Annotated in this window: 25 protein-coding genes; 15 read left to right on the top strand and 10 right to left on the bottom strand. The window is 35.1% G+C overall.

The window, feature by feature from the left end:
* Positions 1 to 23: 23 nt before the first annotated feature.
* Positions 24 to 707 carry a hypothetical protein gene (locus tag AAC084_RS14585; RefSeq protein WP_210708463.1) on the top strand — a complete coding sequence of 228 codons (684 nt, stop codon included), beginning with the start codon at positions 24 to 26 and terminating at the stop codon, positions 705 to 707.
* Positions 708 to 1,013: 306 nt separating this feature from the next.
* Here AAC084_RS14585 and AAC084_RS14580 read toward each other — a convergent pair whose 3' ends face one another.
* From AAC084_RS14580 to AAC084_RS14560, 5 genes are all read right to left on the bottom strand, one after another.
* Positions 1,014 to 1,718 carry an SCO family protein gene (locus AAC084_RS14580; protein ID WP_339840947.1) on the bottom strand — a complete coding sequence of 235 codons (705 nt, stop codon included), beginning with the start codon at positions 1,716 to 1,718 and terminating at the stop codon, positions 1,014 to 1,016.
* A 6-nt stretch (positions 1,719 to 1,724) separates the two neighbouring features.
* Entirely contained in the window at positions 1,725 to 2,501 is a 777-nt protein-coding gene (locus AAC084_RS14575) for a formylglycine-generating enzyme family protein (RefSeq protein WP_339840946.1), read from the bottom strand.
* Between the two features lie 12 nt (positions 2,502 to 2,513).
* Positions 2,514 to 3,986 carry a copper-containing nitrite reductase gene (gene nirK, locus AAC084_RS14570; RefSeq protein ID WP_339840945.1) on the bottom strand — a complete coding sequence of 491 codons (1,473 nt, stop codon included), beginning with the start codon at positions 3,984 to 3,986 and terminating at the stop codon, positions 2,514 to 2,516.
* A gap of 98 nt (positions 3,987 to 4,084) precedes the next feature.
* On the bottom strand, positions 4,085 to 5,341 hold the full coding sequence (locus AAC084_RS14565) for an alginate export family protein (protein WP_339840944.1): 1,257 nt from the start codon (positions 5,339 to 5,341) through the stop codon (positions 4,085 to 4,087).
* Between the two features lie 166 nt (positions 5,342 to 5,507).
* Entirely contained in the window at positions 5,508 to 5,939 is a 432-nt protein-coding gene (locus AAC084_RS14560; protein WP_339840943.1) for an Rrf2 family transcriptional regulator, read from the bottom strand.
* Positions 5,940 to 6,061: 122 nt separating this feature from the next.
* On the opposite strand from AAC084_RS14560, the gene AAC084_RS14555 reads away from it, so the two are divergent.
* The 8 genes from AAC084_RS14555 to AAC084_RS14520 all read left to right on the top strand — a co-directional run bounded on the left by AAC084_RS14555 (position 6,062) and on the right by AAC084_RS14520 (position 13,874).
* A complete protein-coding gene (locus AAC084_RS14555; RefSeq protein ID WP_339840942.1) occupies positions 6,062 to 6,571 on the top strand; it encodes a c-type cytochrome in 510 nt (169 codons plus the stop codon).
* A 52-nt stretch (positions 6,572 to 6,623) separates the two neighbouring features.
* The gene (nosZ, locus tag AAC084_RS14550) at positions 6,624 to 8,585 is read left to right on the top strand and encodes a Sec-dependent nitrous-oxide reductase (RefSeq protein WP_339840940.1); all 1,962 of its coding nucleotides are present in this window, start codon (positions 6,624 to 6,626) and stop codon (positions 8,583 to 8,585) included.
* Between the two features lie 118 nt (positions 8,586 to 8,703).
* Positions 8,704 to 9,324 carry a hypothetical protein gene (locus AAC084_RS14545; protein WP_339840939.1) on the top strand — a complete coding sequence of 207 codons (621 nt, stop codon included), beginning with the start codon at positions 8,704 to 8,706 and terminating at the stop codon, positions 9,322 to 9,324.
* A 20-nt stretch (positions 9,325 to 9,344) separates the two neighbouring features.
* Complete coding sequence (locus AAC084_RS14540) at positions 9,345 to 9,791, top strand: nitrous oxide reductase accessory protein NosL (protein ID WP_339840938.1); 447 nt, start codon at positions 9,345 to 9,347, stop codon at positions 9,789 to 9,791.
* A 113-nt stretch (positions 9,792 to 9,904) separates the two neighbouring features.
* Positions 9,905 to 11,143, top strand: a complete 1,239-nt coding sequence (locus AAC084_RS14535) for a nitrous oxide reductase family maturation protein NosD (RefSeq protein ID WP_339841015.1) — start codon at positions 9,905 to 9,907, stop codon at positions 11,141 to 11,143.
* Positions 11,140 to 11,850: an ABC transporter ATP-binding protein gene (locus tag AAC084_RS14530; RefSeq protein WP_339840936.1), complete on the top strand. Its 711-nt coding sequence runs from the start codon at positions 11,140 to 11,142 to the stop codon at positions 11,848 to 11,850. Before AAC084_RS14535 ends, AAC084_RS14530 begins: the two co-directional genes overlap by 4 nt.
* Positions 11,843 to 12,625, top strand: a complete 783-nt coding sequence (locus AAC084_RS14525) for an ABC transporter permease (RefSeq protein WP_339840935.1) — start codon at positions 11,843 to 11,845, stop codon at positions 12,623 to 12,625. Before AAC084_RS14530 ends, AAC084_RS14525 begins: the two co-directional genes overlap by 8 nt.
* A gap of 16 nt (positions 12,626 to 12,641) precedes the next feature.
* Positions 12,642 to 13,874 carry a hypothetical protein gene (locus AAC084_RS14520; RefSeq protein ID WP_339840933.1) on the top strand — a complete coding sequence of 411 codons (1,233 nt, stop codon included), beginning with the start codon at positions 12,642 to 12,644 and terminating at the stop codon, positions 13,872 to 13,874.
* Here AAC084_RS14520 and AAC084_RS14515 read toward each other — a convergent pair.
* The 5 genes from AAC084_RS14515 to AAC084_RS14495 are packed head-to-tail and all read right to left on the bottom strand — an operon-like array spanning position 13,871 to position 16,208.
* Positions 13,871 to 14,203, bottom strand: a complete 333-nt coding sequence (locus AAC084_RS14515; RefSeq protein WP_339840932.1) for a 2Fe-2S iron-sulfur cluster-binding protein — start codon at positions 14,201 to 14,203, stop codon at positions 13,871 to 13,873. The genes AAC084_RS14520 and AAC084_RS14515 overlap by 4 nt on opposite strands.
* Positions 14,204 to 14,212: 9 nt before the next feature.
* Positions 14,213 to 14,536, bottom strand: coding sequence for a hypothetical protein (locus tag AAC084_RS14510; RefSeq protein ID WP_339840931.1), 324 nt, complete (start codon positions 14,534 to 14,536; stop codon positions 14,213 to 14,215).
* On the bottom strand, positions 14,517 to 14,987 hold the full coding sequence (locus tag AAC084_RS14505) for a hemerythrin domain-containing protein (protein WP_339840930.1): 471 nt from the start codon (positions 14,985 to 14,987) through the stop codon (positions 14,517 to 14,519). Before AAC084_RS14505 ends, AAC084_RS14510 begins: the two co-directional genes overlap by 20 nt.
* An 8-nt stretch (positions 14,988 to 14,995) precedes the next feature.
* The gene (gene ric, locus AAC084_RS14500; RefSeq protein WP_339840929.1) at positions 14,996 to 15,721 is read right to left on the bottom strand and encodes an iron-sulfur cluster repair di-iron protein; all 726 of its coding nucleotides are present in this window, start codon (positions 15,719 to 15,721) and stop codon (positions 14,996 to 14,998) included.
* Positions 15,722 to 15,773: 52 nt separating this feature from the next.
* On the bottom strand, positions 15,774 to 16,208 hold the full coding sequence (locus AAC084_RS14495; RefSeq protein WP_339840928.1) for an Rrf2 family transcriptional regulator: 435 nt from the start codon (positions 16,206 to 16,208) through the stop codon (positions 15,774 to 15,776).
* Between the two features lie 407 nt (positions 16,209 to 16,615).
* Here AAC084_RS14495 and AAC084_RS14490 point away from each other — a divergent pair, with 407 nt between their 5' ends.
* From AAC084_RS14490 to AAC084_RS14465, 6 genes are all read left to right on the top strand, one after another.
* Entirely contained in the window at positions 16,616 to 17,569 is a 954-nt protein-coding gene (locus AAC084_RS14490; RefSeq protein ID WP_339840927.1) for a hypothetical protein, read from the top strand.
* A 151-nt stretch (positions 17,570 to 17,720) separates the two neighbouring features.
* Positions 17,721 to 18,230, top strand: coding sequence for a peroxiredoxin-like family protein (locus tag AAC084_RS14485; RefSeq protein ID WP_339840926.1), 510 nt, complete (start codon positions 17,721 to 17,723; stop codon positions 18,228 to 18,230).
* Positions 18,231 to 19,070: 840 nt separating this feature from the next.
* Positions 19,071 to 20,444 carry a DUF1080 domain-containing protein gene (locus AAC084_RS14480; RefSeq protein WP_339840925.1) on the top strand — a complete coding sequence of 458 codons (1,374 nt, stop codon included), beginning with the start codon at positions 19,071 to 19,073 and terminating at the stop codon, positions 20,442 to 20,444.
* A gap of 10 nt (positions 20,445 to 20,454) precedes the next feature.
* Positions 20,455 to 21,813, top strand: a complete 1,359-nt coding sequence (locus AAC084_RS14475; RefSeq protein WP_339840924.1) for a Gfo/Idh/MocA family oxidoreductase — start codon at positions 20,455 to 20,457, stop codon at positions 21,811 to 21,813.
* 12 nt (positions 21,814 to 21,825) lie between these two features.
* Positions 21,826 to 22,905 carry a PmoA family protein gene (locus tag AAC084_RS14470; RefSeq protein ID WP_339840923.1) on the top strand — a complete coding sequence of 360 codons (1,080 nt, stop codon included), beginning with the start codon at positions 21,826 to 21,828 and terminating at the stop codon, positions 22,903 to 22,905.
* A 20-nt stretch (positions 22,906 to 22,925) separates the two neighbouring features.
* On the top strand, positions 22,926 to 23,531 hold the full coding sequence (locus AAC084_RS14465; RefSeq protein WP_339840922.1) for a DUF1080 domain-containing protein: 606 nt from the start codon (positions 22,926 to 22,928) through the stop codon (positions 23,529 to 23,531).
* Positions 23,532 to 23,581 lie beyond the last annotated feature (50 nt).

Below are 23,581 nucleotides of genomic sequence, written 5' to 3'. Positions count from 1 at the left end.
CACATAACCCGAAATAACAGAAAATGGAAAAAGTAAACTACATCGCACATCTAAATGCAGCTTTCGATCGCTTTAACAATGATTACAGGATCAAACAGGGACATATTACACTTTACCTGGCCTTCTTTCAGAAATGGAACCGTAAGTTCTTTAAAAGGACGATTATGGTGAACAGGCAATTGATTATGGAGAACGCCAAAATAAGGTCTAAGACGACCTACCATAATTATCTCAAAGATTTGAACGGATGGGGCTATCTGGAATACTTTCCCTCCTATCATCCATCGGTGGGTTCCAGGATAAGGATGACCAATTTCGGTACAAGCTCCAGCACGAGTAGTGGTGTCGGTACGGTCCAAAAAATGGACGGCCGCGTTCCGGAACCGGGCCGTGGAATGGTACCTTCCTTAAAACAGAAAACAAAAAAAAACTTTTATAAACTGGCGACCCCCTCCAATGAAAATGAAGTTTTGAATTATTTCAGGAAAAACAACTGGCCGGATATCGAAGGAAAGAAATTTTATATACATTATGAATCGAAAAACTGGAAATTGGAAAGGGGGTTGAAAATCAAGGATTGGAAAGCCGCGGCCAAAAGTTATGTGAAGCTGGGCTATATTCTAAAACAGGAATGGAGAAGTCCAATTTCTGGCTTCATGGACCATTTAAGATCACCTAAGGTAGATAGGTATGATGAGCCTTTATAGTTTGCTGTCAGAAATACATAATAGAAAATTATGTTTGGAGCATTTTACTATGTTTTACCATGATAAAATATAAAAAAATGTTAAAGGTTGCAGATTCGGGTGCACTCCAATTATATTCCTTTCAAAGGCTTATATATAAGGCGCTAATAGGAAATATTTGCACTCCCGCCTCGAGTACAAAGTAAAACCGTAATAATCTAAATGTTAGATTATTACGGTTTTTTCATTTCTATTCTATCTATGAGTTTCTCTAAGTTTTATGTAATCTAGATATTCAAAAGTTATTTCAAGAAAACACTATTATATTCACCGTGCGAGGTCCAAAATCTTATTTACGGTTTTTTTGTGGTCTACGCCAAGGCCTTCTTTTTGATAAACAAGTTCTCCACGTTTGTCAAAAACGCTGATAATATTAGAATGCGAGAAGTCCATGGGAGAAATTTTCTTGTAGTTTACAGCCAATACTGCAGCAAATTCCCTGGTATCAGCCTCTGAGCCTCTAAGAAAAATCCATGGATTAGAATCCATTTCATTTTCTACGGCAAATTTCTTTAACCGTTCTGGCGTATCAGTTTCAGGATCTATACTGACGAGTACCATTTTTAAATTTTCTTTCTCTGCTTCCGGAATCTGTTTTTCAATAGCCCTCATGTCTGCGGCCAACCTAGGGCAGGCTGCCTGGCAAGAAGTGTAGATCATGACCATAACCACAACATTTCCTTGTAAACTTTTCAAAGCAACCTCTTGATTATCTTGGTTTGTCCATACGGATGGTAGGTTATATATAGACATGTCTGAGATTTCGTTCAAGTTTTTAATACTTGGTTCGTAGACCTGAAGTTGCATTTTACATACCGAACAAACTCCTGGAGCGTCATAAGTTTTGTCCCCTTCACACTTCATAGGGCATTGATACGAAGTTGTAGCCAAATCCTTCTTTTTCTTTGTATTGCAAGATATAAGAGTACCTATAACCATAAAGAGAATAAGTATCGTTTTTGAATTTTTCATTTATTTTTATATTTGAGGAATGTCCATCGCACAACGGAATCCTAGATTTTTTACTGCGTAATTAGCCTTCATACTTCCACGAAAGGCATAACGCATGAACGCAGCATAATTCATTAAATCGGAAGCCCCAACTGCAGCACTACCACAGAAAAGATTACTGTCCTTGTCTACATCTTTTCTTGATTCTCCCGATATCAATACTGAGTTGAAGTCCATAGTCCATTCCCAGACCAACCCGTGCAAATCATAAACACCCCAATAATTTTTAAATGTAGAGCCAATATTTTTCTCTAAAGACTTGGGGGCCTCATACCAATCTAATATACTTTGGTTGTAAGATTCTTTTTTTCTAGCATCTGCTGTGGTTTCGTCGGCCATTGCTGCATATTCCCATTCATCTATAGTAGGCAATCTTTTTCCTTGACATTCACAATAATTCTTTGCTGCGAACCAAGATACAGTTGTTACAGGAGCCTCTGCGGCAAGGGTTTTACCGTATGAAAGATTGTTTTCCCAATCGATTAAATAATTGCCATCTGCGAATAACGGTATTACCTTATCCTTTTGCCATGATGGAAATTTTGTTACAAAATCCAAATATTCGGCATTCGTAACTGGGTAAACATCCATTGAAAAATCAGCTATGGTAACGGCGGTTGAATCTACCCCATACAAAGGAATATAAGTTCCTCCTTTAATTTGTACCATAGCTTCTTGTGACTGAGTTGACTGAATAGCCATAACAGTAAAGAGTATAACAACACTTTTAACGAAAGAACTCATATTTCTATTTGATTAATTACTGCTTCGAACTGCTTTCACCATAGTTGGTGTAACTTCTTTTTTAGAATTACCCCAACTGTTATACACGTATGTCAACACATTTGCTACTTCATCATCTGACAACGTTTGTGCGGTCATGACACTATTATATTTTTGACCGTTAACAGTGATTTCACCTGTTTTACCATGTAAAATAATATCTATCGCCCTGTTAACATCTGCGTTTAAGTAATCGGATTTTGCCAAGGGTGGAAACGCATTGGCTATCCCTTGCCCTTCCGCTTGATGGCACGCAAAGCAGGTCTGCATATATGTTTGTTTTCCAAACTCCATTTTCTCTGCCATTGATTTTGCAGGAATTTCTGATTCGGGTATTTCATTAGTTGAAGGCATTTTTTGTATACCACCGCCTTCTGGCAGGTAAATATCATCTCGTAATTCACCCGAATAAACAGCTTCGTTCTCATCTCCCTGAACTTTAAGCATGCCTAAAGCACCCTTATTGAACGCCCTGAAAATAGAGTGATCTACTAGAATGAAAGTCCCTGGCACTTCTACTTTGAACTCAACGATAGTGGCGCCACCAGCCGGAATCAATGTAGTCTGTACATTTTCATTGATGTTACTACCACCTTCAACATGCACTTTGTCGAATATTTCTCCAATCACATGAAAAGAAGATACAAGGTTTGGACCACCATTACCTACAAAAAGTCGTACAGTTTCACCAACATTGGCCGTTATGGCATTATCTCCTGTCAGCGCACCTACTTTGCCATTGAACACCACATAGTCGGCCTTTTCATCAACTGCTTTTTGCATATCGAAAGGTTGTAACCCACGATCGCCATTGCTGCCCTTGGTATAAAAATCGCCTTGCATGATGTAATATTCTTTATCTACAGCTGGCAAGCCTTCTTCAGGTTCTACCAAAATTAGACCGTACATTCCGTTTGCAATATGCATGCCCACAGGAGCTGTAGCACAATGATATACATAGAGACCAGGGTTCAGTACTTTGAAAGAAAACACCTTTTCATGACCTGGAGCTACAAAAGAAGACTCAGCGCCACCACCAGGACCAGTAACTGCATGAAGGTCAATGTTGTGAGGTAGCTTATTATCAGGATGGTTTTTTAGATGAAATTCTACCTCATCTCCAACTTTTGTGCGGATGAAACTGCCCGGTACCGTTCCTCCAAATGTCCAATACACATATTTTACACCATTAGTCATTTCTCCCTCCTGTTCAAGGATTTCCATGTCTACAATCAGCTTTTTAGCCTTTCGCTTTCCGGTTGGTGGGGGTACATTTGGTGGTGAGGTTAATATGGCCTTCATTTCAACCGTTGCAGGAATTTCCATGCTATTTGAATATTCCTTTTCCTTGTCTTTATCGTTCTTGCATGATGCAAGTGTTATGAAAATTCCTAGGGTGAAAAATAACCTTGTATATCCAAGGATACTTAATTGATTTGTTCTCATGTGTATGGTTTTAGTTATTTTAAAATTGTATTAAAAGTAGATGTATTTAATTCGCAGTAATATGACATTTATCATATTTTATCGTAGTTATATGGCGATTATTTATTGTATAGAATTGGTTTAATTGTTACCATAACCCAGAGCCAATTATTAGTATTTCCATCAAAATTATTTTTAACAACTTCCATTCCTTCTGCCGCAAAAAGATGGGAATACCCACCTGATAGAGAAATATTCTTGTCTATATTATATACATATGAGATATCTGCTTCTATTCCCAATTGATTAGAAACATTTGGCGCAATATCAGATGGGGAGCTAAAATTGTGCAATGCCATTGTTACATTAGATTGCTTGTCAACGGCCAGAATTGCCTTGCAGTAAACATCCCATAGTCCAACATTTTGATTATGATTACCAACATAGAAATAATCCATTAGACCATTGAATTTATGATTGGTACCATAAAAAGGGGTAAAGGCATCATTGTTACCATTATTTGGTGCACCGCCATCGTTACCACTTAGTAATTCTGTGCCAAGGGTGAATTTCAGAGTCGATGAAGATTCGTAACTAGCTTCCAATGCCAATAAATATGCATTGATATCATTATTGACAATATCTTTCCCCAATTGGTAATAGAGATTTGAGATAAAGTCTATTTTTCCATAAGAATACTTCAAATGACCGCCGAGCGTCTGGGAATATCGGGTTTCATCGTTGTCCGTATTGACCTCGTCAATATATTGCATTCCATTGTTTAAAATTAGAAAACTAGCTTGTAAGCTTTCCCAATCTTTATGCAACCAAACATATTGTATGCTTTTATAAGTTCCGAAGGTTCTTAAGGTAGTCCCAGTTACGTTTTCGGCATCTTGATTAAATGCAAAACCTAAATCGAATTTGAATTTTTCATCTGTGTACTTTATAAGCGCAGCATCGTGGCTACGTGCTTGTTGAGCCCACCCAACATTTCCGAAAATACGATGATCGTCATAGGTAATCTCTTGACGCCCTAATTTAAGTGATAGGTTTTTGTTAAAAAGAATTTTCCCCCAAGCCTCATGAATACTAAGCCCACTGTTATCAGAGGTGTTCAACTGTGGTACATCTCCCCAGACCCGAACATCTTGTAGACTTAGATAAAAGTTTAATTTTTCGGTATCATACCCTGAGTTTAAACGTGTACGTTGTGAAACAAAAGCTGCAGGATTTGCCCCATCCGGATAAAGGGTTTTAAAGCCATGACGATATTCAAAACGAGGTCGTAGTTCTGCATCAACAGTAAGTTGTGCATTAACAAAGGGAATAAAAAACAATAATAATATTGGCAAAATGGTGTTTATTGATTTCATTGTATATATTCTATTCATTTAATTAAGATTTCCTTCAAGCTTATTATCTGAATGATTATAGATGTGTCTGAAAGTTTAGTCTTTGATTTTTTACTGTCTTATTATTAATGTATCGAACTCCTTTTGGGAACGACTTAAAGCTGAAAAAATGATACTGAAATTGATTTTAGCTAGGAAAAAATACATCCACTGTTTTTAAGTTGTGCACTACATCATAAATAGTAGTAGTTGCCAAAATTTTCATGAAGTTGGTCTTACTAGGTCCTAACAAATCATGTAGCATGCAAGGATCCTTAGCATCGCATTGGCTTATTCCCAAAACACATGAATGAATATGTTTCTCTCCATCAATTACCCTAACAATTTCTATTAGAGATTGATGAAGTTCTCTATCCGTTAAGAAAAACCCGCCTTTTGGGCCTCTACTAGAAGATATAATATTATGTCTAGAAAGTTCTTGCAACAACTTGGCCAAATAAGTTTCAGAAACATTAATGTCGCTATAAATATCCTTAACCATGATTCTTTTATCCTGACTAGAATTTATGGCCAAAAAAAGCACTGCCTTAATTGCATATTTTGATGAGTTAGAAAGCATCTTTTTTGAGTTTTAAACCAGTGTGTAAAGTAAAAAAGATGTTTTTATCTTAAATATGATTTATATCATGTTAAAGATAATGGTCAGAAACTATTTTTGTATCCTAATAAAAATCGAATCATATGAAAATCAATACTTTATTATGTAGTATTATGCTAGCTGCCCTAGTAATAGGTTGCGGTGGTAAAGAAGAAAAGAAAAAAGAAGGGTTTAGTGTAGACCGAACAAAAGCTACAGAAAAACCGGTTGAAGCTGTTGCCGCTACTAGTGAAGTGTCAGCCTCTCAACGTGTGGATCTTGAAAACAAAGGAATAGGTCCTGTAAAGTCACTATCCTTATCTCCTGATATTGATAAAGCGTTGGCTAAAAAAGGAGAAGAAGTATACACACAAATGTGTATGGCGTGCCACAGAGTAGATAAAAAATTCATTGGTCCTGCACCAACGGGTATTTTAAAAAGACGTAGTCCTGAATGGGTCATGAACATGATTCTTAACCCAGAGGTTATGGTTAAAGAAGATCCTTTAGCGAAAGAACTTATGGCAGAGTTTAACGGTGCTCCGATGGCTAACCAAGGGTTGACCGAAGATCAGGCTCGTAGTGTACTTGAATTTTTTAGAACATTAGATTAATTGATAATAAAGTCTTTACGGACTTAAATAAATAACCAAAATACAAATACCCATGAAAAAGTATTCATTTTACCTAGCAGCAATTCTAGGGCCGATCCTGTTTCTTTCAGGTTGCGGCAATCAAAACGGCAAAGCTTCCTCGAATGGGGCACTTGCTTCAAATAACGCGGAGAAAGTTTATGTAGCTCCTGGTGAGCACGATGAATTTTATGCCTTTATGTCTGGTGGATATAGTGGTAACGTAACCGTTTATGGCCTTCCTTCTGGACGTATGTTCAAAGAGATTCCTGTTTTTTCTCAATTCCCGACTAATGGTTATGGGTATTCGGAAGAAACAAAACCTATGTTAGAGACTTCTTTCGGCTTTATCCCAAATGATGATTCTCACCACCCGGATATTTCTCAGACTAATGGAGAATTAGATGGTAGATGGCTATTCATAAATGGGAACAATACGCCACGTATAGCAAGAATTGACCTAAAAACATTTGAAACTGCTGAGATTATAGAAGTTCCAAATAGTGCAGGTAATCACAGTTCTTCGTATATCACAGAGAATTCAGAATACGTAGTGGCAGGAACTCGTTTTTCAGTTCCAATTCCACAAAGAGACATGCCTATAAAAGACTACAAAGGAAACTTTAAAGGAGCCTTGTCTTTTATAAGCGTAGAACCTGAAACTGGTAGAATGGATATAAAATTCCAATTGATCATGCCTGGTTTTAATTATGATTTATCGCATCCTGGTAGAGGTAAATCTCATGGATGGTTTTTCTTTACTACTTATAACACAGAAGAAGCTAATTCACTGCTAGAGGTTAACGCTTCTCAAAACGATAAAGATTTTATTGCAGCTGTAAACTGGAAAAAAATTGAAGAGTATGTAGAAAATGGAGGAGGTACAATGGTACCTGCAAATTATACACATAATGTGTATAGCGATGAGACACATAGTGCTACTTCAACCATGAAAAAAGAAGTTCTTACTGTGGATCCTACAAAAGTACCTGGTGCTGTATTCTTTATGCCAACACCAAAATCTCCACACGGGGTAGACGTAAATCCAACAGGGGATTATATTATTGGTAACGGAAAGCTTTCTGCGGATCTTACGGTTTTCTCGTTTGATAAAATGATTGCTGCAATTGAAGGTAAAAAATATGATGGTGAAGCTTATGGTCTTCCTATTCTAAAATTCGAGGATGTATTGGCTGGTCAGGTCAAAAGTGGAGGATTAGGTCCATTACATACCGAGTTTGATGGTAAGGGTAATGCGTATACTACATTCTTTATTTCTTCTGAAGTTGTAAAATGGAAAGTAGGTACATGGGAAGTTATTGATAGAAAACCGACTTTTTACTCTGTTGGTCACTGTATGATTCCTGGAGGTAACTCTAGAAAACCTTTTGGTAAATATTTAATATCCTTAAATAAGATAACCAAAGATAGATACCTACCAACAGGTCCAGAGTTAGAACACTCTGCACAGTTGTATGATATTACAGGTGATAAAATGGAGTTAATCTATGATTTTCCAACACATGGCGAACCACATTACGCAGCAGCAATACCTGCTTCGATACTAGCACCTAAATCGCAAAAGATTTATAAGTTGGCAGAAAATGAGCATCCATTTGTAACAAAGAATGTCTCAGAAGCGAGAGTAGTACGTGATGGTAATGTTGTTCATGTGTATATGGCAATGATACGTAGTCACTTTACTCCAGATAATATAGAAGGTATTAAAGTTGGTGATAAAGTGTATTTCCATATCACGAACCATGAGCAAGATTTTGATGTGCCACACGGCTTTATGATGATCGGACAAAAGAATTCTGGTTTACTAATAATGCCAGGGCAAACTAAAACATCGGTTTGGGAGCCTAAGCAAGAAGGTGTATGGCCATTTTACTGTACAGATTTTTGTTCAGCTTTGCACCAAGAGATGCAAGGTTATATCAGAGTTTCTCCAGCTAATTCTAACATTGACCTTTCATGGTCTTTGGGTGAGTAAGTTAAGAGGAAGTAAATAAATTATTCAAACAAAAAAGCAGGTCGCGTACCAAGACCGACCTGCTTTTTTATTTGAGTATCAAGTTGTTTTATAGTTATGGTTTTTAAGATACAATAAGATGAAAAAGGCAAGTGTAATAATGATAATTGGGTCTCTATGTTTATTGGGATTGTTTGCGTTTCCACTTTGGAATATTATGCTGGGTGCGCCTCAATATCCGGACCCATTGGGTATGAATATTCATATTACCGGTATACAGGGCGTTTCTGAATTTGATTTACAGAATATTGACGGTCTTAACCATTATATAGGTATGAAGACCATTCCTAAAGCTAATGAAATGTGGGAATTTAATATATTTCCTTCAGTAATTATTGGCATGGTAATTTTAGGAATACTTTTGGGTATATTAGGATTCTTCCAAAAAGTTGATTATCGGTATTTTCTGGGTTGGTTTATAATAATGTCTATCCTAGGTATTATGGGTATGTATGATTTTAATCTATGGTTAACGGACTATGGTTCAAACTTGGATCCTCATGCAATTATTAAGGTGGTTAACGAAGATGGAACTCCAATGTCATATAAACCACCACTTTTTGGGTATAAAAAACTATTGAATTTTAATGTAAGTTCATTGCCGGCAAAGGGTGCATGGCTAATGTTTGTAGGTATGACGCTTACAGTAGTGGCCTTTTTAGTTGGCTGGAAAAGTAAAAGTTCTCACACAATTCAATAACAACAAAAATTAAGTATACTATGAAAAGTGTAACCATTATCGTTGTATTATTTTTTCTTGCGTTATCTGCCTGTCAAAGCGATCCTAAACCTATAGCATATGGATCTGAGGGATGTAATTATTGTAGTATGACTATTGTAGATAAACAGCATGCCGCACAGTTTATGACCAAAAAAGGAAGAAGCTATTCCTTTGATGCAACCGAATGTATGTTGAATTACCTGCGCGATGTAGAACCCGAAACAGTTGCTTTGTATCGTGTAAACGATTATACAAATCCTGGGGTTTTTGTTGATGCTACAGCAGCAACTTATTTAATAAGTGCTAAAATACCTAGTCCTATGGGTGCATTTCTAACTGCCTTTTCTAATGAAGACGAAGCAAAAAAGACTCAGTTAGATAATTCTGGAAAGCTATATACTTGGGCAGAGATCAATGAAAAGTTTAAAGAAGAAAATCCTTTTTAAATCATTGGGAATGTGGACATGTGATTCTTTAGGAAAGCTTAATCAGTTCTTTATTAATAAGGCGTTTTTAGGATAAGAACTAAAGAGGATTTTAAATTTTTCATAATTAGATGATGCGATACCAAAGCTTATTAAATTTTATTTTTTTACTTTTCGTTACCGCACACGTATGGGCAAAGCCCATTACTATCTGTGAAAATTGCGAAGTAAAATCAATTTCTGAGGGTATTAAACTTGCAGTAGATTTTGATACGCTTTTAGTTAAAAAAGGGACCTATAAGGAATATAATATTATCATAGATAAACCTCTGACATTGATTGGCGAAGGTTATCCTATAATAGATGGGGAAGAGAAAGGTGAAATTATACGTATTGTATCCGATGGTGTAACGGTAGATGGTTTTTTTATAATTAATGTAGGTACTAGTTATACCACAGATTATGCTGCAATTCGAGTAGTAAAAAGTGAAAATTTTCTAATTCAGAACGTAGTACTGGAAAAATTGTTTTTTGGTATTTATCTGGAAAAATCTAATCACGGAAAAGTCTATCACAATAAAATAATAGGAGATGCCAAAGACGAGTATAATTCCGGAAATGGAATTCAACTTTGGTATTCGCATCATGTTGAGGTAAGTCAAAATATTGTTCAAGGCGCAAGAGATGGTATTTACTTAGAATTCTCTGATAATATTACCATAGACAATAATAAAAGCACTGGTAATTTAAGATACGGTCTACACTTTATGTTTTCAGACGATGATGTTTATACGAACAATCTTTTTGAAAATAATGGAGCAGGGGTAGCGGTTATGTTTTCTAAGGGAATTGTAATGAAGGGTAATACCTTTCGAAAAAATTGGGGTACGGCATCTTTTGGTGTGTTGTTGAAAGAAATTAATGATGCGAAAATATGGGATAATACCTTTGAGGAAAATACTATAGGCATACAAATAGAAGGTTCTAACCGAATTGAGTATAAAGGGAATAACTTTATAAATAATGGATGGGGCATTAAAGTACTAGGCGCCTGTTATGCCAATTCTTTTACCGGCAATAATTTTTTATATAACAGCTTTGATATATCATATGATGGTAAGTTGAACGATAATGTGTTTGATGGTAATTACTGGAGCGACTACACAGGTTATGATTTAGATAAGAATGGGATAGGTGACGTGCCGTATCGCCCCGTAAAATTGTTTTCCTATATCGTAAACAAAACACCGGAGTCTATAGTTCTACTTCGAAGTCTTTTTATGGATATTATTGATTTTTCTGAAAAAGTATCACCAGTGTTTACACCAGATAATTTATTGGATGCCAACCCCTTAATGACAAAAGTAAAATGATTCATATTAAAGGTTTACAGAAGAAATTTGGAAAGAACATTGTTCTTTCAGACCTAGATCTAACCATAGAGAAAGCTGGTGTATTTGCCATCTTGGGTCCTAATGGCTCTGGTAAAACTACCCTAATTAAAAGTGTGTTGGGCATGGTAGTACCAGATAAAGGAAGTATTTCGGTTATGGGAGAGCCTATTAAGAAAAACTGGAAATACCGAAAAGAGATAGACTACCTTCCTCAAATAGCTAATTTCCCTGGGAACTTAAAAGTTTACGAGCTTATACGGATGATAAAGGACCTTAGGCAAAGCCCAAGTAACGAAGAAAGATTGATTGAACTTTTTAAACTAGAACCTTTTTTAGATAAGAAACTCTCAACTCTTTCAGGAGGTACCAAACAAAAGGTAAACATCGTATTAGCTTTTATGTTCGATAGTCCGTTGCTTATTTTAGATGAGCCTACAACGGGTCTTGACCCAGCTTCTTTGATTCATTTAAAAAACCTCATAAGAGAACAAAAAGAAATGAAAAAAACGGTGTTAATTACATCGCATATTATGCAATTCGTAGCCGAAGTTTCAGATGTAATCGTCTACTTGTTAGAAGGTGATATTTACTTTAAAGGCACTATTGAAGAATTGAAAACCAAGACAGGACAAACCGATTTAGAACACGCCATTGCGGCCATAGCAACAGCACCAACTCATGCTTAAGATACTAAAATATAGTTTTTACGACCTAATCCGTAGCCGTTGGAGTTACGTGTACTTTCTGTTTTATCTTTTGTTAGGTTTTGTACTGTTATTCTTGAACAATGATGTTTCAAAGGCAATCATAACCCTAATGAATGTTATAATTATTCTGGTGCCTTTAATCAGCACTATATTCGGGATAATGTATTTCTATAATTCCAAGGAATTTACTGAACTTTTATTGGCGCAGCCTGTTAAACGTTCTTCTATTTTCTTAGGCCAATATTTTGGCGTAGCGGGTTCTCTGACCTTAAGTTTGGTTTTGGGTCTTGGTATTCCATTCGTGCTTTATGGGCTCTTTAAAAGTGATGCTATTTTTGATTTTACTCTACTATTGGTAACAGGCGCTTTTTTAACCTTGATTTTTACCGTATTGGCTTTTAATATTGCGTTATCTAATGAAAACAAGATTAAAGGTTTTGGATATGCGGTTTTACTTTGGTTGTTTATGGCAGTTATTTATGACGGACTTTTTCTTATGTCTCTAATTATTTTTAAGGAGTATCCTTTAGATGGTTTTTCGCTTGGTGCTACCATGTTCAACCCAATAGATTTATCGCGAACCTTAATTCTTTTAAAGTTAGATATTTCTGCTCTTTTGGGGTACACTGGTGCGGTATTCAAAAAGTTTTTTGGTACGGACCAAGGTCTTTTTGTGTCTATGTTTATGCTTGTTTTATGGACAGTTCTTCCTATTTGGCGTTTGGTATACATATCCAAGAAAAAAGATTTTTAATTTAAAGCCAAAAAGAATGGCAAGACAAATGGTAAATCTTAAGGACCATACCAATATAGCTTTGGTGTACTTTGTCTTGGCAGCTGTTTTGGGGTGTGTCCTGCGGTTTTTTCGAGTTTTTGATATTCCAATAACCTATAAATATATTGTTCACTCCCATTCTCATGTAGCTTTATTGGGGTGGGTATATTTGGCTCTTACTACGCTACTATATAAACTTTATTTAAGTAAGTCAAATGTTCACAAGAAATACGCTAAGGTATTTTGGTTTACGCAACTGACGCTAGTTGGTATGTTGCTGACTTTTCCGTTTCAAGGGTATGCGGTATTTTCAATTGTTTTTTCAACTCTATTCTTGTTTGCATCTTATTGGTTTTCGTGGTTCTTTTTTAAAAATGTTCCAGTTGAATACCATCAAAAACAGTCATTAAAGTGTGCGAAAGCTGCTATAATATATTTAGTAATTTCAAGTATAGGTCCATGGGCATTAGGGGGCATAATGAATACTCTTGGTGGAGACTCCATTTGGTATCGCTTGGCCATTTATTTCTATCTCCATTTCCTTTACAACGGATGGATGATAATGGCACTCTTAGCTGTATTTCTATATATTCTTGAGAAGCAGCAGATTGTTATGCCGCAAAGGAGTTTTAAAAGGTTTTTTTGGGGATTGAATCTTGGTATTGTCCTTTCTTTTTTTCTGTCTACTTTGTTTTCACATCCATCTGTGGTTTACTTTATATTTGGTGGATTAGGAGCAGTTTTACAGTTGTGTGCGTTTTATATTTTATGGAGATTTTTAGTAGATATTAAGCTGAATTTCAAGAGCTTGTTTTCAACATTTCATCAGAACCTATTGAAAATAATAGGCGTGCTATGGGTGATTAAAATGATATTACAAGCGCTAAGCTCAATACCATATTTCGCTGATCTAGCCGTAACCTATTTAGATTTTACCATTGGGTATTTACACTGGACGTTTTTGGGAGTGGTAACAGTGAGTCTATTTATTTTCTTGGATTATTTTAAGCTAGTACACCTGAACAAAAAAGCATTCTATTTGTATTTTTTTGGGTTTGTGCTTACTGAGGGTCTTATCTTTTACAAAGGAGTTGCTGGTTGGTATGGTTTTACCCTTTTGGAAAATTATTATGGTGCGTTAGCAATAGCTAGTGCGTCAATTCTCTTAAGTTTAATTTATATAGTTGTTAGGGGAATAAAACATACGAAATTAGTTGGTGATATTTAAATTCCATCATCCTTTAAAATTCTGAAGATAATTCCATCTAAAGCAGAAGTAACGGGAATCTGGCATGCCAAACGACTTTCACAGGTCACATTACTTAGTTTTGATAACGTATTTTTTTCCTCGATATCTATTTTTTCAGAAATATGACCTTCAATTATCTGAATATGGCAAGTGCCACACCAGGCCTTTCCCATACAATCTCCCCACATTTCAATATATTTATCGAAAAGAAGTTCCATGAGGTTATAATATTCGAAAGGGCTGAATTCAGCGCTACATTCTTCTCCGAATTCATTGAAATAGATAAGACTACAATTCTTCTTATTCATGAAAATTCCTCAAAACAAATTAGCAATTAAGACAGCACTACTGAATACTAAACTTATTAATAACATATTAAAAGTGGTTTTAGATTTCAATTGGGCCAATACCGCAGCATTATAGCCCATACAGAGAATGGTAATGAGAAATATAAAGACCATTTTAGTTGCCATTGGCATTTCGTTCATGAGTAATACCATTACAGCGGCCGATCCTAAACAGCTTTGTGCTATAATTGCTATTGCGGCATAACCGGTCTGTTCTTTTTTGAATTCATTTAGAAGACTTTGGTATCTTTTTAATAGGGGATTTACTCCTTTTTCAGATCCAGAATGTGTCATGGATGTTATCGTTAAATTTTTCATCATTATGTAATTTTAAAATGGTTTTTAATTGTTCTTCAGATGCAATCTTTTGAATTTCATTGAAAAGTACCCGCTCTTCAAAACGAATATGCTGTTCTAATTCTTCCTCGATTAAACTCAAGGATTTAGAAGGTGAATCGCTATCCTTAAAAAGGCGATGTAGTCTTTTATGCTGGGTGATGGCTTTTTTGACCAGTCTATGCTTATTTCCTAAAATCGGAAAAATAAAATTTTCCTCTAGCTCAAAGTGTGGTATTAAATGGGTAGTATAAAACCAATCCACATATTTTTTGATTCGTTCTTCTGATATTCCTTTAGAGAATCCAGTTCGTATTTTCCAACAGAGTAATAAGCCATGATGGTGTTCTCGACTTACGCCTTGCAATGCTTTGCTCCGTTTTATGGGATTGGTCTTATTTACCTCCATATTTTTAATTATGAAATGAACTTATGTTCCAATAGCTCGGCTTTCGGAAAAAGTATATTATTTTCTAAATGGATATGTCTGTGCAGATCTTCCTCGAATTCTTTAAGCAATGAAAAGGTTACACGGTAGGTGCTACAAGCATCTTTAGGTGGGTTATAATCGTTACTCAACTCTTGTATCAACCTAAACCGATCACCTTCGTTCTCATGCTCTTGCATCATTGCGGCTATCGGATTCTTTACAGAACCAAAATGAGGTCTATCAAGCGTTCCGTTAAGCTGTTCTGCTTTGACCATTTTACGTATCCAAGGAAAGAGAAGTAATTCTTCTTTTTTCATGTGCATTGTTAATTCGCCAGCTGATAAGTTGAAATGATCATCAATTTCAAATAGTTCAGGATGACGTTCACCATGTACCTTACAAAGTTTATTTAGATATTGTTTTAAAATAGGAATCTGTTTTTCTACGTACCTATGATGCTTTTTTTCGATATAATCGGCGAGTAAATCTAAAGGCCATGATTGAAAATCTGTATTATCAGTAGAAGCCTGTCTTTGTGCTTCATCAATTTCCTTAAGTAATTTATTAGTATCAAGATTATGCTTTTCAGCAACTTCTTCTATACTGCGATTACCTTTACAACAGAAATCAATATTATGATTTTTAAATACTTGTGCGATACGGTAGTCCTTGGCGACCATTTCACCTATTGTTTTATCTAAAGTTTTTTCCATGATATTCATTAGTTTAATCGGATAAATTTGTCCGATTTATATTTAATTTTTTTTAACGCTTTAAATAGGTTAATCCCATTTCGAGTCCCGTTGTCATTTCGAAGAGACTTGTGTTTTCGAGCATTTTTCGTAAATCATTACGTATAGCTACAAATTTGTAGTGTACTGGGCATGGTTTTGCGGCATTACATTCCTTCAATCCTAGTCCACAGCCAACATATATTTTATTACCATCAATGGCATTGACAATTTCACTTAGTTTTAATGTATCAATTTTAGTTCTGTTGATTTCGAAACCACCATATGCTCCTTTTACCGAATCAACTATATTATTTTTTGACAAAAGCTGTAAAATTTTTGCTGTAAAAGCTACTGGAGAATCTATTTTCTCTGCAATTTCTTTTAGACTAACCCTTCTGCCTTCTAATGACTGGGAGGCTATATAGGTGGCCGATCTAATGCCATATTCACATGCTTTTGAAAACATTTATTTTTATTTGTGGTTATAGCAAATATAGCGTTAATTTTAAATAGGACAAAATTATCCGAATTAAAATTATTAATTATTTTCATCATTGTAAATGACTGAGGTTTATGCACGATGATATCTTCTATGCTGGGTTTATCGCCACTTATGCAACAAAATATCCTTAACGTATAGGAGTTTATTTAACTGTGAATAACGTATACTACTAATAAAATAATAATATTCGATTTGAAATAAATTAGAAAAAACATCAGCAATAAATTTCATACCATTCTATATAAATCATGTTAAAGAAGGTACATCAAAACATTTTTTTTAATCTTCATTTCTGTATTGTTATTTGGTTTACTTTCGCGCACTTTTTATCCGTAAAGAAATCATTGATAAAGTGGTAAATTGAACTTATTATGGATCAGTATATTTTTTACTTAGGTTTTTTTGTAGCGGCCTATGCTGTTATTGCAAATGACGTTATTCAAACTTTGGGGACATTTATAGCTTCGAATTCTGGAGTGAAATGGTGGTTACTTTGGGCATTTTCGGGCTCAATATTGACTGTGACATTGGTATACGGTTGGTATGTATACGGTGGTGATGTATCTTATGGAAGATTGTCTGGAATTCCACTTCCTAATCCTATGCCATGGTGGTACCTACTTGCGCCTATTTCTTTATTGGTGATAACTCGTTTTGGAATTCCTGCAAGCACGACATTTATGATTTTGAGTGTTTTTTCTTCAAGTCAATTGATAGAAAAAATGATTTTAAAGTCTGTATTAGGATACTCTTTAGCTTTCGTTTCAGCCTTTGTATTGTATTTGTTCATTACCAAGAAGTTTGAATCTCCTGCTTCTATACGTTTAATGGATAAAAAGAAGCAAAAACCTTATTGGCTTGTTGCCCAATGGTTTTCAACAGGATTTTTATGGTCGCAATGGTTAATACAAGATTTTGCCAATATTTTTGTCTTTTTGCCGAGACAGTTAATGATGCATGAGCTCATTTTATCCTTAGGATTGATTTTGGTGATTATGGCCTATATATTCAATGTAAAAGGAGGGAAAATACAAAATATCGTAAATCAAAAATCAAATACACAGCATATACGCTCAGCGACAATAATTGATGCCTGTTATGGTTTATTGTTATTGTTTTTCACCACACTTAATACGGTACCTATGAGCACTACTTGGGCATTTATTGGTATTTTGGCAGGTAGGGAAATAGCGATTAGTTATAAGCTTAAAAAGGGTAAACTAAATAAAACATATCGCATTATTGTTAAGGACTTTGCTAAAGTTAACGTCGGTCTTTTTGTAAGTATTTTAATAGCTTATTTAATTCAGTTTTTAAAAGCTTAAGCAGTTTTCTAGTCTAATACTTTTCGTAAAGTAATACTCATAGATAACAATAATTCAATTTTCTTTTGAATCATTTTCAAATTGATTACCATCAACTTAGGTGAAAAATCACTATTACCTTTACTATATTAAAAATAATAAAAAGATAATAATGATAAAACCTAAGACAGAAGTACCTGATTTAGAATTACCACTTGTTAACGGTGCAAAATGGAGTTTATATGCTCAGGAAAGCAAGGTGTTTACTATGCTTGTTTTTTACAGAGGATTACATTGTCCGGTTTGTAAAAAATACCTTGAGGACTTAACAAAGAAATTAAAAGATTTTACCGAGCGTGATGTTCATTTAATTGCCATAAGTAGTGATAGTGAGAAACGTGCAAAACAGGCTGCCAAAGATTGGGACATTGACGAATTACCAGTAGGTTACAATTTACCTATAGAAACTGCAAGAGACTGGGGACTATATATTTCAAAAAAAATATCAGACAAAGAACCTGATCAGTTTTCTGAACCTGCTGTATTTTTGATTCGCCCAGACAATACCCTATACGCTAGTGCTATTCAATCTATGCCATTTGCAAGACCTAATTGGGATGATATTTTGAATGCTATTGATTATGTTGAAAAGAATGATTATCCAGCAAGAGGTGGCGAATAATAAATAACTTGACTTAGTTAAAATTTAAAATAAACGGTTTGTGATTATGCAAGCCGTTTTTTGTACATAATGATCGCTAGTGTCTAAGTATATACCAGTTTTTAATGAATATTGTTTTTGTTGTGTAAGGAGTAGAATAGATAGGGCATGGAAAAAAGTTAACAGAGAATATTTCATGTAGCTGCGAAGCTCTACTATAAGTTTGCGATTAATAACATTGAAGGCTATCTCCGTTTTCAAGTTGTTATAAACCTGTTTTTCTATAGACTTCATATCTGCTGCCAAATTATGGTACACAGCTTGGTAAAAATATGGATGATGGCAATAACTAGAATAGGCATAGTAATTCTTTTAAGAAGTCTATTTTCTTGGTAGATTTTAATTGGACATCAATGATGTTTTATTCTTTTTCAAAACTTCTAGCGCGTATGCCAAAGCCTTTATTTTATAGATAAATTAAATTCTTAAAACATCCTAAGTTTTATACATTTCTGCCTGTAGAGGAAGGCTGTATTTTCGGTCGAAAAATCGCCTCCTTTGATATACTCTTTGATGGATTGGAAACCTGAATAGCTCCTACATTCTATAGTAATCAATTTTCAATATCTTCTAATATGTACGATAATTATTAATTGAAATAATCTATGGATATGTTGAAACATTTCAAAATTTTTCATTTGATATGATGTTAAATTTGCTCCCTTTTGTGTCTGTTTAATAAATAATTTGACTGAGTTATTGAAATAATATTTATATTCGTTAACGTTAACGAAAAAGTGATACTTCAAAAGAATGTTAAATAATTATCATATTAATAAATCTAATTGGAATTAATTTTAAATGAGAAAGTGTAGAATATTATTAGTTTTTGTTGTCTTTGGCTTAACCACAACTATTTCTGCTCAAGATAATTGGGAAGTTTTGTTTAATGGAAAGGATTTGAAAAATTTTGAACAATTAAATGGAAATGCGAAATATGAAATAAGGAATAATGAATTAATAGGTACTTCAAAATTAAATACACCTAATAGTTTTATGGCAACCAAGAAAAAGTATGGTGACTTTATTCTTGAGTTTGATGTCTTTGTTGAGAACGGACTAAATTCTGGAGTACAATTTAGAAGTATTAGTTCGCCTTCTATTATGAAAGGTAGAGTTCATGGCTATCAATGTGAAATTGAAACTAGTTCAAGAAAGTGGTCTGGCGGAATATATGATGAAGCAAGAAACGGTTGGCTTTACCCTTTAACTAGAAATACTAAGGGCCAAAATGCTTTCGTACCTGGTCAGTGGAATCATTATCGTATAGAAGCTATAGGGTCAGTTATTCGAACTTGGGTTAATAATGTACAGTGTGCCAATTTGATTGATGATACTACTGCGGAAGGATTTATAGCCTTTCAAGTACATGGTATAGGAGATAAAAGTTTAGAAGGTAAAACCGTACGATGGAAAAATATTAATATCCAGACGGTAGACTTGAAAAAATCGATGAAACCTGTGGATGTTGATGTGCCTGAAATTAGTTATTTGGATAATCAATTAACTACTAATGAACTAAGGACAGGATGGCGTTTTCTTTGGGATGGAAAAAGTACTGAAGGTTGGCGTGGTGCAAAGCTGGATGCTTTTCCTTCCAAAGGATGGGAAATGAAAGATGGAGTGCTTACCGTATTATCTTCTGGAGGTGAAGAGTCTAATAATGGAGGAGATATTGTAACAACAGATTCATTTAGTGATTTTGAACTTAGCATAGATTTTAAAATTACAGAAGGCGCCAATAGTGGAGTCAAGTATTTTGTGGATTCTGAACTTAATAAAGGTAAAGGTTCTGCCATTGGATTAGAATTTCAGGTCTTGGACGATGAAAAACATCCTGACGCTAAAAAGGGTAAAAATGGTAACAGAACCGTAGGGTCTTTGTATGATTTAATTAGAGCGGAAAACACCAGTAGTTCACGCGGTAAGAACTTTAAGGGGGTTGGTGATTGGAACAATGCCCGCATTGTAGTAAAGGGAGGTCACGTGGAGCATTGGCTAAATCAAGTAAAAGTGGTTGAATTTGATAGGTTTAGTCAAATGTTTAAGGCTTTGGTAGAGAAAAGTAAATATGAAGATTGGGAAAATTTTGGTCGTTTACCACAGGGTTTAATCCTTTTACAGGATCATGGAGATGAGGTATCATTTAAGAATATTAAGATAAGGGAATTTTAAAACATAAATTATGGAAAATAAAAGACGAAATTTTATTAAGAAAACGTCTCTGGCCACAGGAGGAATCTTTTTAGGCGCTAATGCAATGAGTGCTAGTAGTTATAGAAAAATAATAGGGTCAAACGATAGGGTTAGGGTTGGTGTTGTAGGTTTTTCAAATCGAGTTAAAGGCGCATTGATACCAGCTTTCAATGGTCATAGTAAAGCACAGAATTTTGAGATTGTAGGTGTTTCAGATATATGGAACAGACGTAGAGATGAGGGCTCTGCTTTTATCAAAGAAATGACGGGTAATAAAATAAAACAGTGGCGTAACAATGAGGAAATGTACGCTGATAACAAGATTGATGCTGCTATTATTTCTACTGCAGATTTTCAGCATGCTCTACATACAGTACAGGCTGCCAATGCTAAAAAAGATGTGTATTGTGAAAAACCATTTGCCGAAACAATGGCAGATGCACGAATTGGTATGAAAGCAGTTAAGGAATCTGGTATTGTTTTTCAAATAGGCTCACAAAGAAGAAGTGGGAACAATTACCACGCGGCTAACGATTATATAAAATCTGGTAAATTCGGTGATATTGTAATGGTAGAAATGACCTGGAATGTAAACCAACCGGGTAGATGGCGTTTGCCAAAACTTACAAGTGAAATCCGAGAATCTGATACGGATTGGAAACGGTATCAAATGAATAGACCGGAAGCAGCTTGGGATCCAAGAAAATATTTAGAATATAGATTATTCTGGCCATATTCTTCTGGTATACCAGGACAATGGATGTCGCATCAAATTGATACTGTACATTGGTTTTCTGGATTGAACCACCCAAGAAGTGTTGCTGCAAATGGAGGTATCTATCTATGGAAAGATGGACGTAGAAATTTTGATACTATGTCAGCCGTTTTTGATTATGGCCCATCTGATGATCTAAGTTCTGGTTTTCAAGTAACCTATTCATCTAGATTCACCAATTCTGCAGGAGGTACTAAAGAAATATATTATTCCAACGGTGGTGAGTTGAATCTTGATACTAACAAGGTAAGTGATAATGGTGGGTTAGATGAAAGGCATGCTAGTGGCATGGGTATGAAACCAAATAAGTTAGAAGGCTTTAATTTAAGTGATAATGCCCCTAAGGTAGTAACTTCAGCAAATACGGGTGCAGATGACATGACCTCAATGCATATGTTAAATTGGATGGAGTGCGTTCGTAGTCGTAAAACGACTAATGGTCCTATAGAAGCAGGTTACAACCATTCTATCGCAAATATTATGACAACTGCGGCCTTAAGAACAGGTTTAAAAGCAACATTTGATGAGAAGACACAAAATGTTTTGGCAGGTGGAGAAGTTTTTCAATATTAAAAATGATAGGGTATGTTTAAAATAAAATATGGTTTTTTTCTGATTGTTACAGTTCTTATTATGTCATGTAAAGAGAAAAAAGAGACTGCTGAGGGTGATACTCCTGCTTCGATAGATAGTAATCAAAACCCAGAAGTTACCTTTAGTCATGATGAAGCCAATAAAAAAGTTGCAGTTAATATAAATGGCAAGTTATTTACCAATTACGTGTATGATGGTCAGACTCCAAAACCAATTTTATACCCTATTGTTACAAAAAGTGGTAAAACAGTTACTAGGGGGTTCCCTTTTGAGTCTAGGCCTGGTGAACGTGTAGATCATCCACATCATGCCGGACTTTGGTTTAATTATGGAGATGTGAATGGATTGGATTTTTGGAATAATTCCTATGCGATACCAGATTCCGAAAAGCAAAAATATGGTAGTATTATCCATGAAGATTTATTAAGTATAGATGAAGATAAAGGTACAATTACAGTCAAAGCTATTTGGCAATCTCCTACTAAGGTTGATTTGTTAGAAGAAACGACTCAATTTGCCTTTTCAGAAGTTAATAATACTCGAATTATTGATAGAACAACTACTCTTAAAGCATTAAAAGATGTTTCGTTTAACGATAACAAAGAAGGTATGTTAGGCATTAGGGTCGCTCGTGAATTGGAAATGCCGTCTGATAAACCTGCAGAATTTACCGATGCAGAAGGGAATGTGACAGCGGTTAAGGCTTTAAATAATGAAGGGGTTCACGGTAATTATTTCGCCAGTGGAGGATTAACTGGAGATGATGTGTGGGGCACAAGAAACGAATGGGTAAAGCTTGAAAGCGATATAAATGGAGAACCGGTTTCTGTGACTATTATTGATAATAAGAATAATGTAGGCTTTCCTACCTATTGGCATGCTCGTGGTTATGGTCTATTTGCCGCCAACACTCTTGGTCAAGCTGCTTTTTCTGAAGGAAAAGAGACTTTAAATTTTAAATTGAAAGAAGGTGAATCAACCATTTTTAAATATCGCATTCTTATTCATAATGGCACCATCCTTAAAAAAGAAGTGATAGCCCAATCGTTTGCAGAGTTCAATCAACAGTAATTTGTTTTAATATTATTTTCATGAAAAATTTTCTAATACTGCTTTTTGTCTTAGTATGTTCACTAACATCTTTTAGTCAATCTATTGATGTAGAGTGGAAGACAATTTTTGATGGAAATGATTTATCTGAATGGGAAATACCTGAAAACAATGTGTGGTGGTCTATAGATGAGGGTGTGCTTTGGGCTAAAAGCGATCCAGACCAAGTTGGTTCAATTCTATGGACTAAGCATAAGTATAAGGATTTTGAAGTTCAGTTAGATTTTAAGTTTGGTGATGGTATTGTTGATACAGGTATTTATATGCGTGGTGATGATAGTAAAAATGTACAGATACAGATTGGCGAATCTGGTTCTTTGAAAAGAGATATGACAGGCTCTCCATACGTTCCTTCTTTGGGTTACCCTGTTGAGGCAGAGGGGATTAAAGAATTATTGAAATTAAACGATTGGAATACCATAAGGGCAAGGGCTATCGGTAACACCTATAAGGTTTGGTTAAACGGAGTAGTCGTGATGAACTACCAACTTGAAAACGCAAATTTAACAGGACCCATTGGTATTCAATTACACCCTGGTAAAGAAATGACCGTACAATTCAAAAATATTTCTGTAGCAGAATTGTAAAATAGATTTTTTCCTTGATTATTTTTAAAGGTTAATCTAGAATAGTACCT

The organism is uncultured Maribacter sp. (assembly GCF_963977385.1).
In the GTDB taxonomy this organism is placed as follows: Bacteria; Bacteroidota; Bacteroidia; order Flavobacteriales; family Flavobacteriaceae; genus Maribacter.
This window is presented reverse-complemented; position numbering and strand designations above follow the sequence as displayed.

Excerpts from the sequence above, each read along its gene's own strand:
- AAC084_RS14520 (WP_339840933.1), top strand. The coding sequence starts at position 12,642 with ATGGCAAGACAAATGGTAAATCTTAAGGACCATACCAATATAGCTTTG.
- AAC084_RS14535 (WP_339841015.1), top strand. The coding sequence starts at position 9,905 with ATGCGATACCAAAGCTTATTAAATTTTATTTTTTTACTTTTCGTTACC.
- AAC084_RS14545 (WP_339840939.1), top strand. The coding sequence starts at position 8,704 with ATGAAAAAGGCAAGTGTAATAATGATAATTGGGTCTCTATGTTTATTG.
- ric (WP_339840929.1), bottom strand. The coding sequence starts at position 15,721 with ATGGAAAAAACTTTAGATAAAACAATAGGTGAAATGGTCGCCAAGGAC.
- AAC084_RS14495 (WP_339840928.1), bottom strand. The coding sequence starts at position 16,208 with ATGTTTTCAAAAGCATGTGAATATGGCATTAGATCGGCCACCTATATA.
- AAC084_RS14475 (WP_339840924.1), top strand. The coding sequence starts at position 20,455 with ATGGAAAATAAAAGACGAAATTTTATTAAGAAAACGTCTCTGGCCACA.
- AAC084_RS14555 (WP_339840942.1), top strand. The coding sequence starts at position 6,062 with ATGAAAATCAATACTTTATTATGTAGTATTATGCTAGCTGCCCTAGTA.
- AAC084_RS14530 (WP_339840936.1), top strand. The coding sequence starts at position 11,140 with ATGATTCATATTAAAGGTTTACAGAAGAAATTTGGAAAGAACATTGTT.
- AAC084_RS14510 (WP_339840931.1), bottom strand. The coding sequence starts at position 14,536 with ATGACACATTCTGGATCTGAAAAAGGAGTAAATCCCCTATTAAAAAGA.
- AAC084_RS14565 (WP_339840944.1), bottom strand. The coding sequence starts at position 5,341 with ATGAAATCAATAAACACCATTTTGCCAATATTATTATTGTTTTTTATT.
- AAC084_RS14485 (WP_339840926.1), top strand. The coding sequence starts at position 17,721 with ATGATAAAACCTAAGACAGAAGTACCTGATTTAGAATTACCACTTGTT.
- nosZ (WP_339840940.1), top strand. The coding sequence starts at position 6,624 with ATGAAAAAGTATTCATTTTACCTAGCAGCAATTCTAGGGCCGATCCTG.
- AAC084_RS14505 (WP_339840930.1), bottom strand. The coding sequence starts at position 14,987 with ATGGAGGTAAATAAGACCAATCCCATAAAACGGAGCAAAGCATTGCAA.
- AAC084_RS14470 (WP_339840923.1), top strand. The coding sequence starts at position 21,826 with ATGTTTAAAATAAAATATGGTTTTTTTCTGATTGTTACAGTTCTTATT.
- AAC084_RS14540 (WP_339840938.1), top strand. The coding sequence starts at position 9,345 with ATGAAAAGTGTAACCATTATCGTTGTATTATTTTTTCTTGCGTTATCT.
- AAC084_RS14580 (WP_339840947.1), bottom strand. The coding sequence starts at position 1,718 with ATGAAAAATTCAAAAACGATACTTATTCTCTTTATGGTTATAGGTACT.
- AAC084_RS14490 (WP_339840927.1), top strand. The coding sequence starts at position 16,616 with ATGGATCAGTATATTTTTTACTTAGGTTTTTTTGTAGCGGCCTATGCT.
- AAC084_RS14575 (WP_339840946.1), bottom strand. The coding sequence starts at position 2,501 with ATGAGTTCTTTCGTTAAAAGTGTTGTTATACTCTTTACTGTTATGGCT.
- AAC084_RS14585 (WP_210708463.1), top strand. The coding sequence starts at position 24 with ATGGAAAAAGTAAACTACATCGCACATCTAAATGCAGCTTTCGATCGC.
- nirK (WP_339840945.1), bottom strand. The coding sequence starts at position 3,986 with ATGAGAACAAATCAATTAAGTATCCTTGGATATACAAGGTTATTTTTC.
- AAC084_RS14465 (WP_339840922.1), top strand. The coding sequence starts at position 22,926 with ATGAAAAATTTTCTAATACTGCTTTTTGTCTTAGTATGTTCACTAACA.
- AAC084_RS14525 (WP_339840935.1), top strand. The coding sequence starts at position 11,843 with ATGCTTAAGATACTAAAATATAGTTTTTACGACCTAATCCGTAGCCGT.
- AAC084_RS14480 (WP_339840925.1), top strand. The coding sequence starts at position 19,071 with ATGAGAAAGTGTAGAATATTATTAGTTTTTGTTGTCTTTGGCTTAACC.
- AAC084_RS14560 (WP_339840943.1), bottom strand. The coding sequence starts at position 5,939 with ATGCTTTCTAACTCATCAAAATATGCAATTAAGGCAGTGCTTTTTTTG.
- AAC084_RS14515 (WP_339840932.1), bottom strand. The coding sequence starts at position 14,203 with ATGAATAAGAAGAATTGTAGTCTTATCTATTTCAATGAATTCGGAGAA.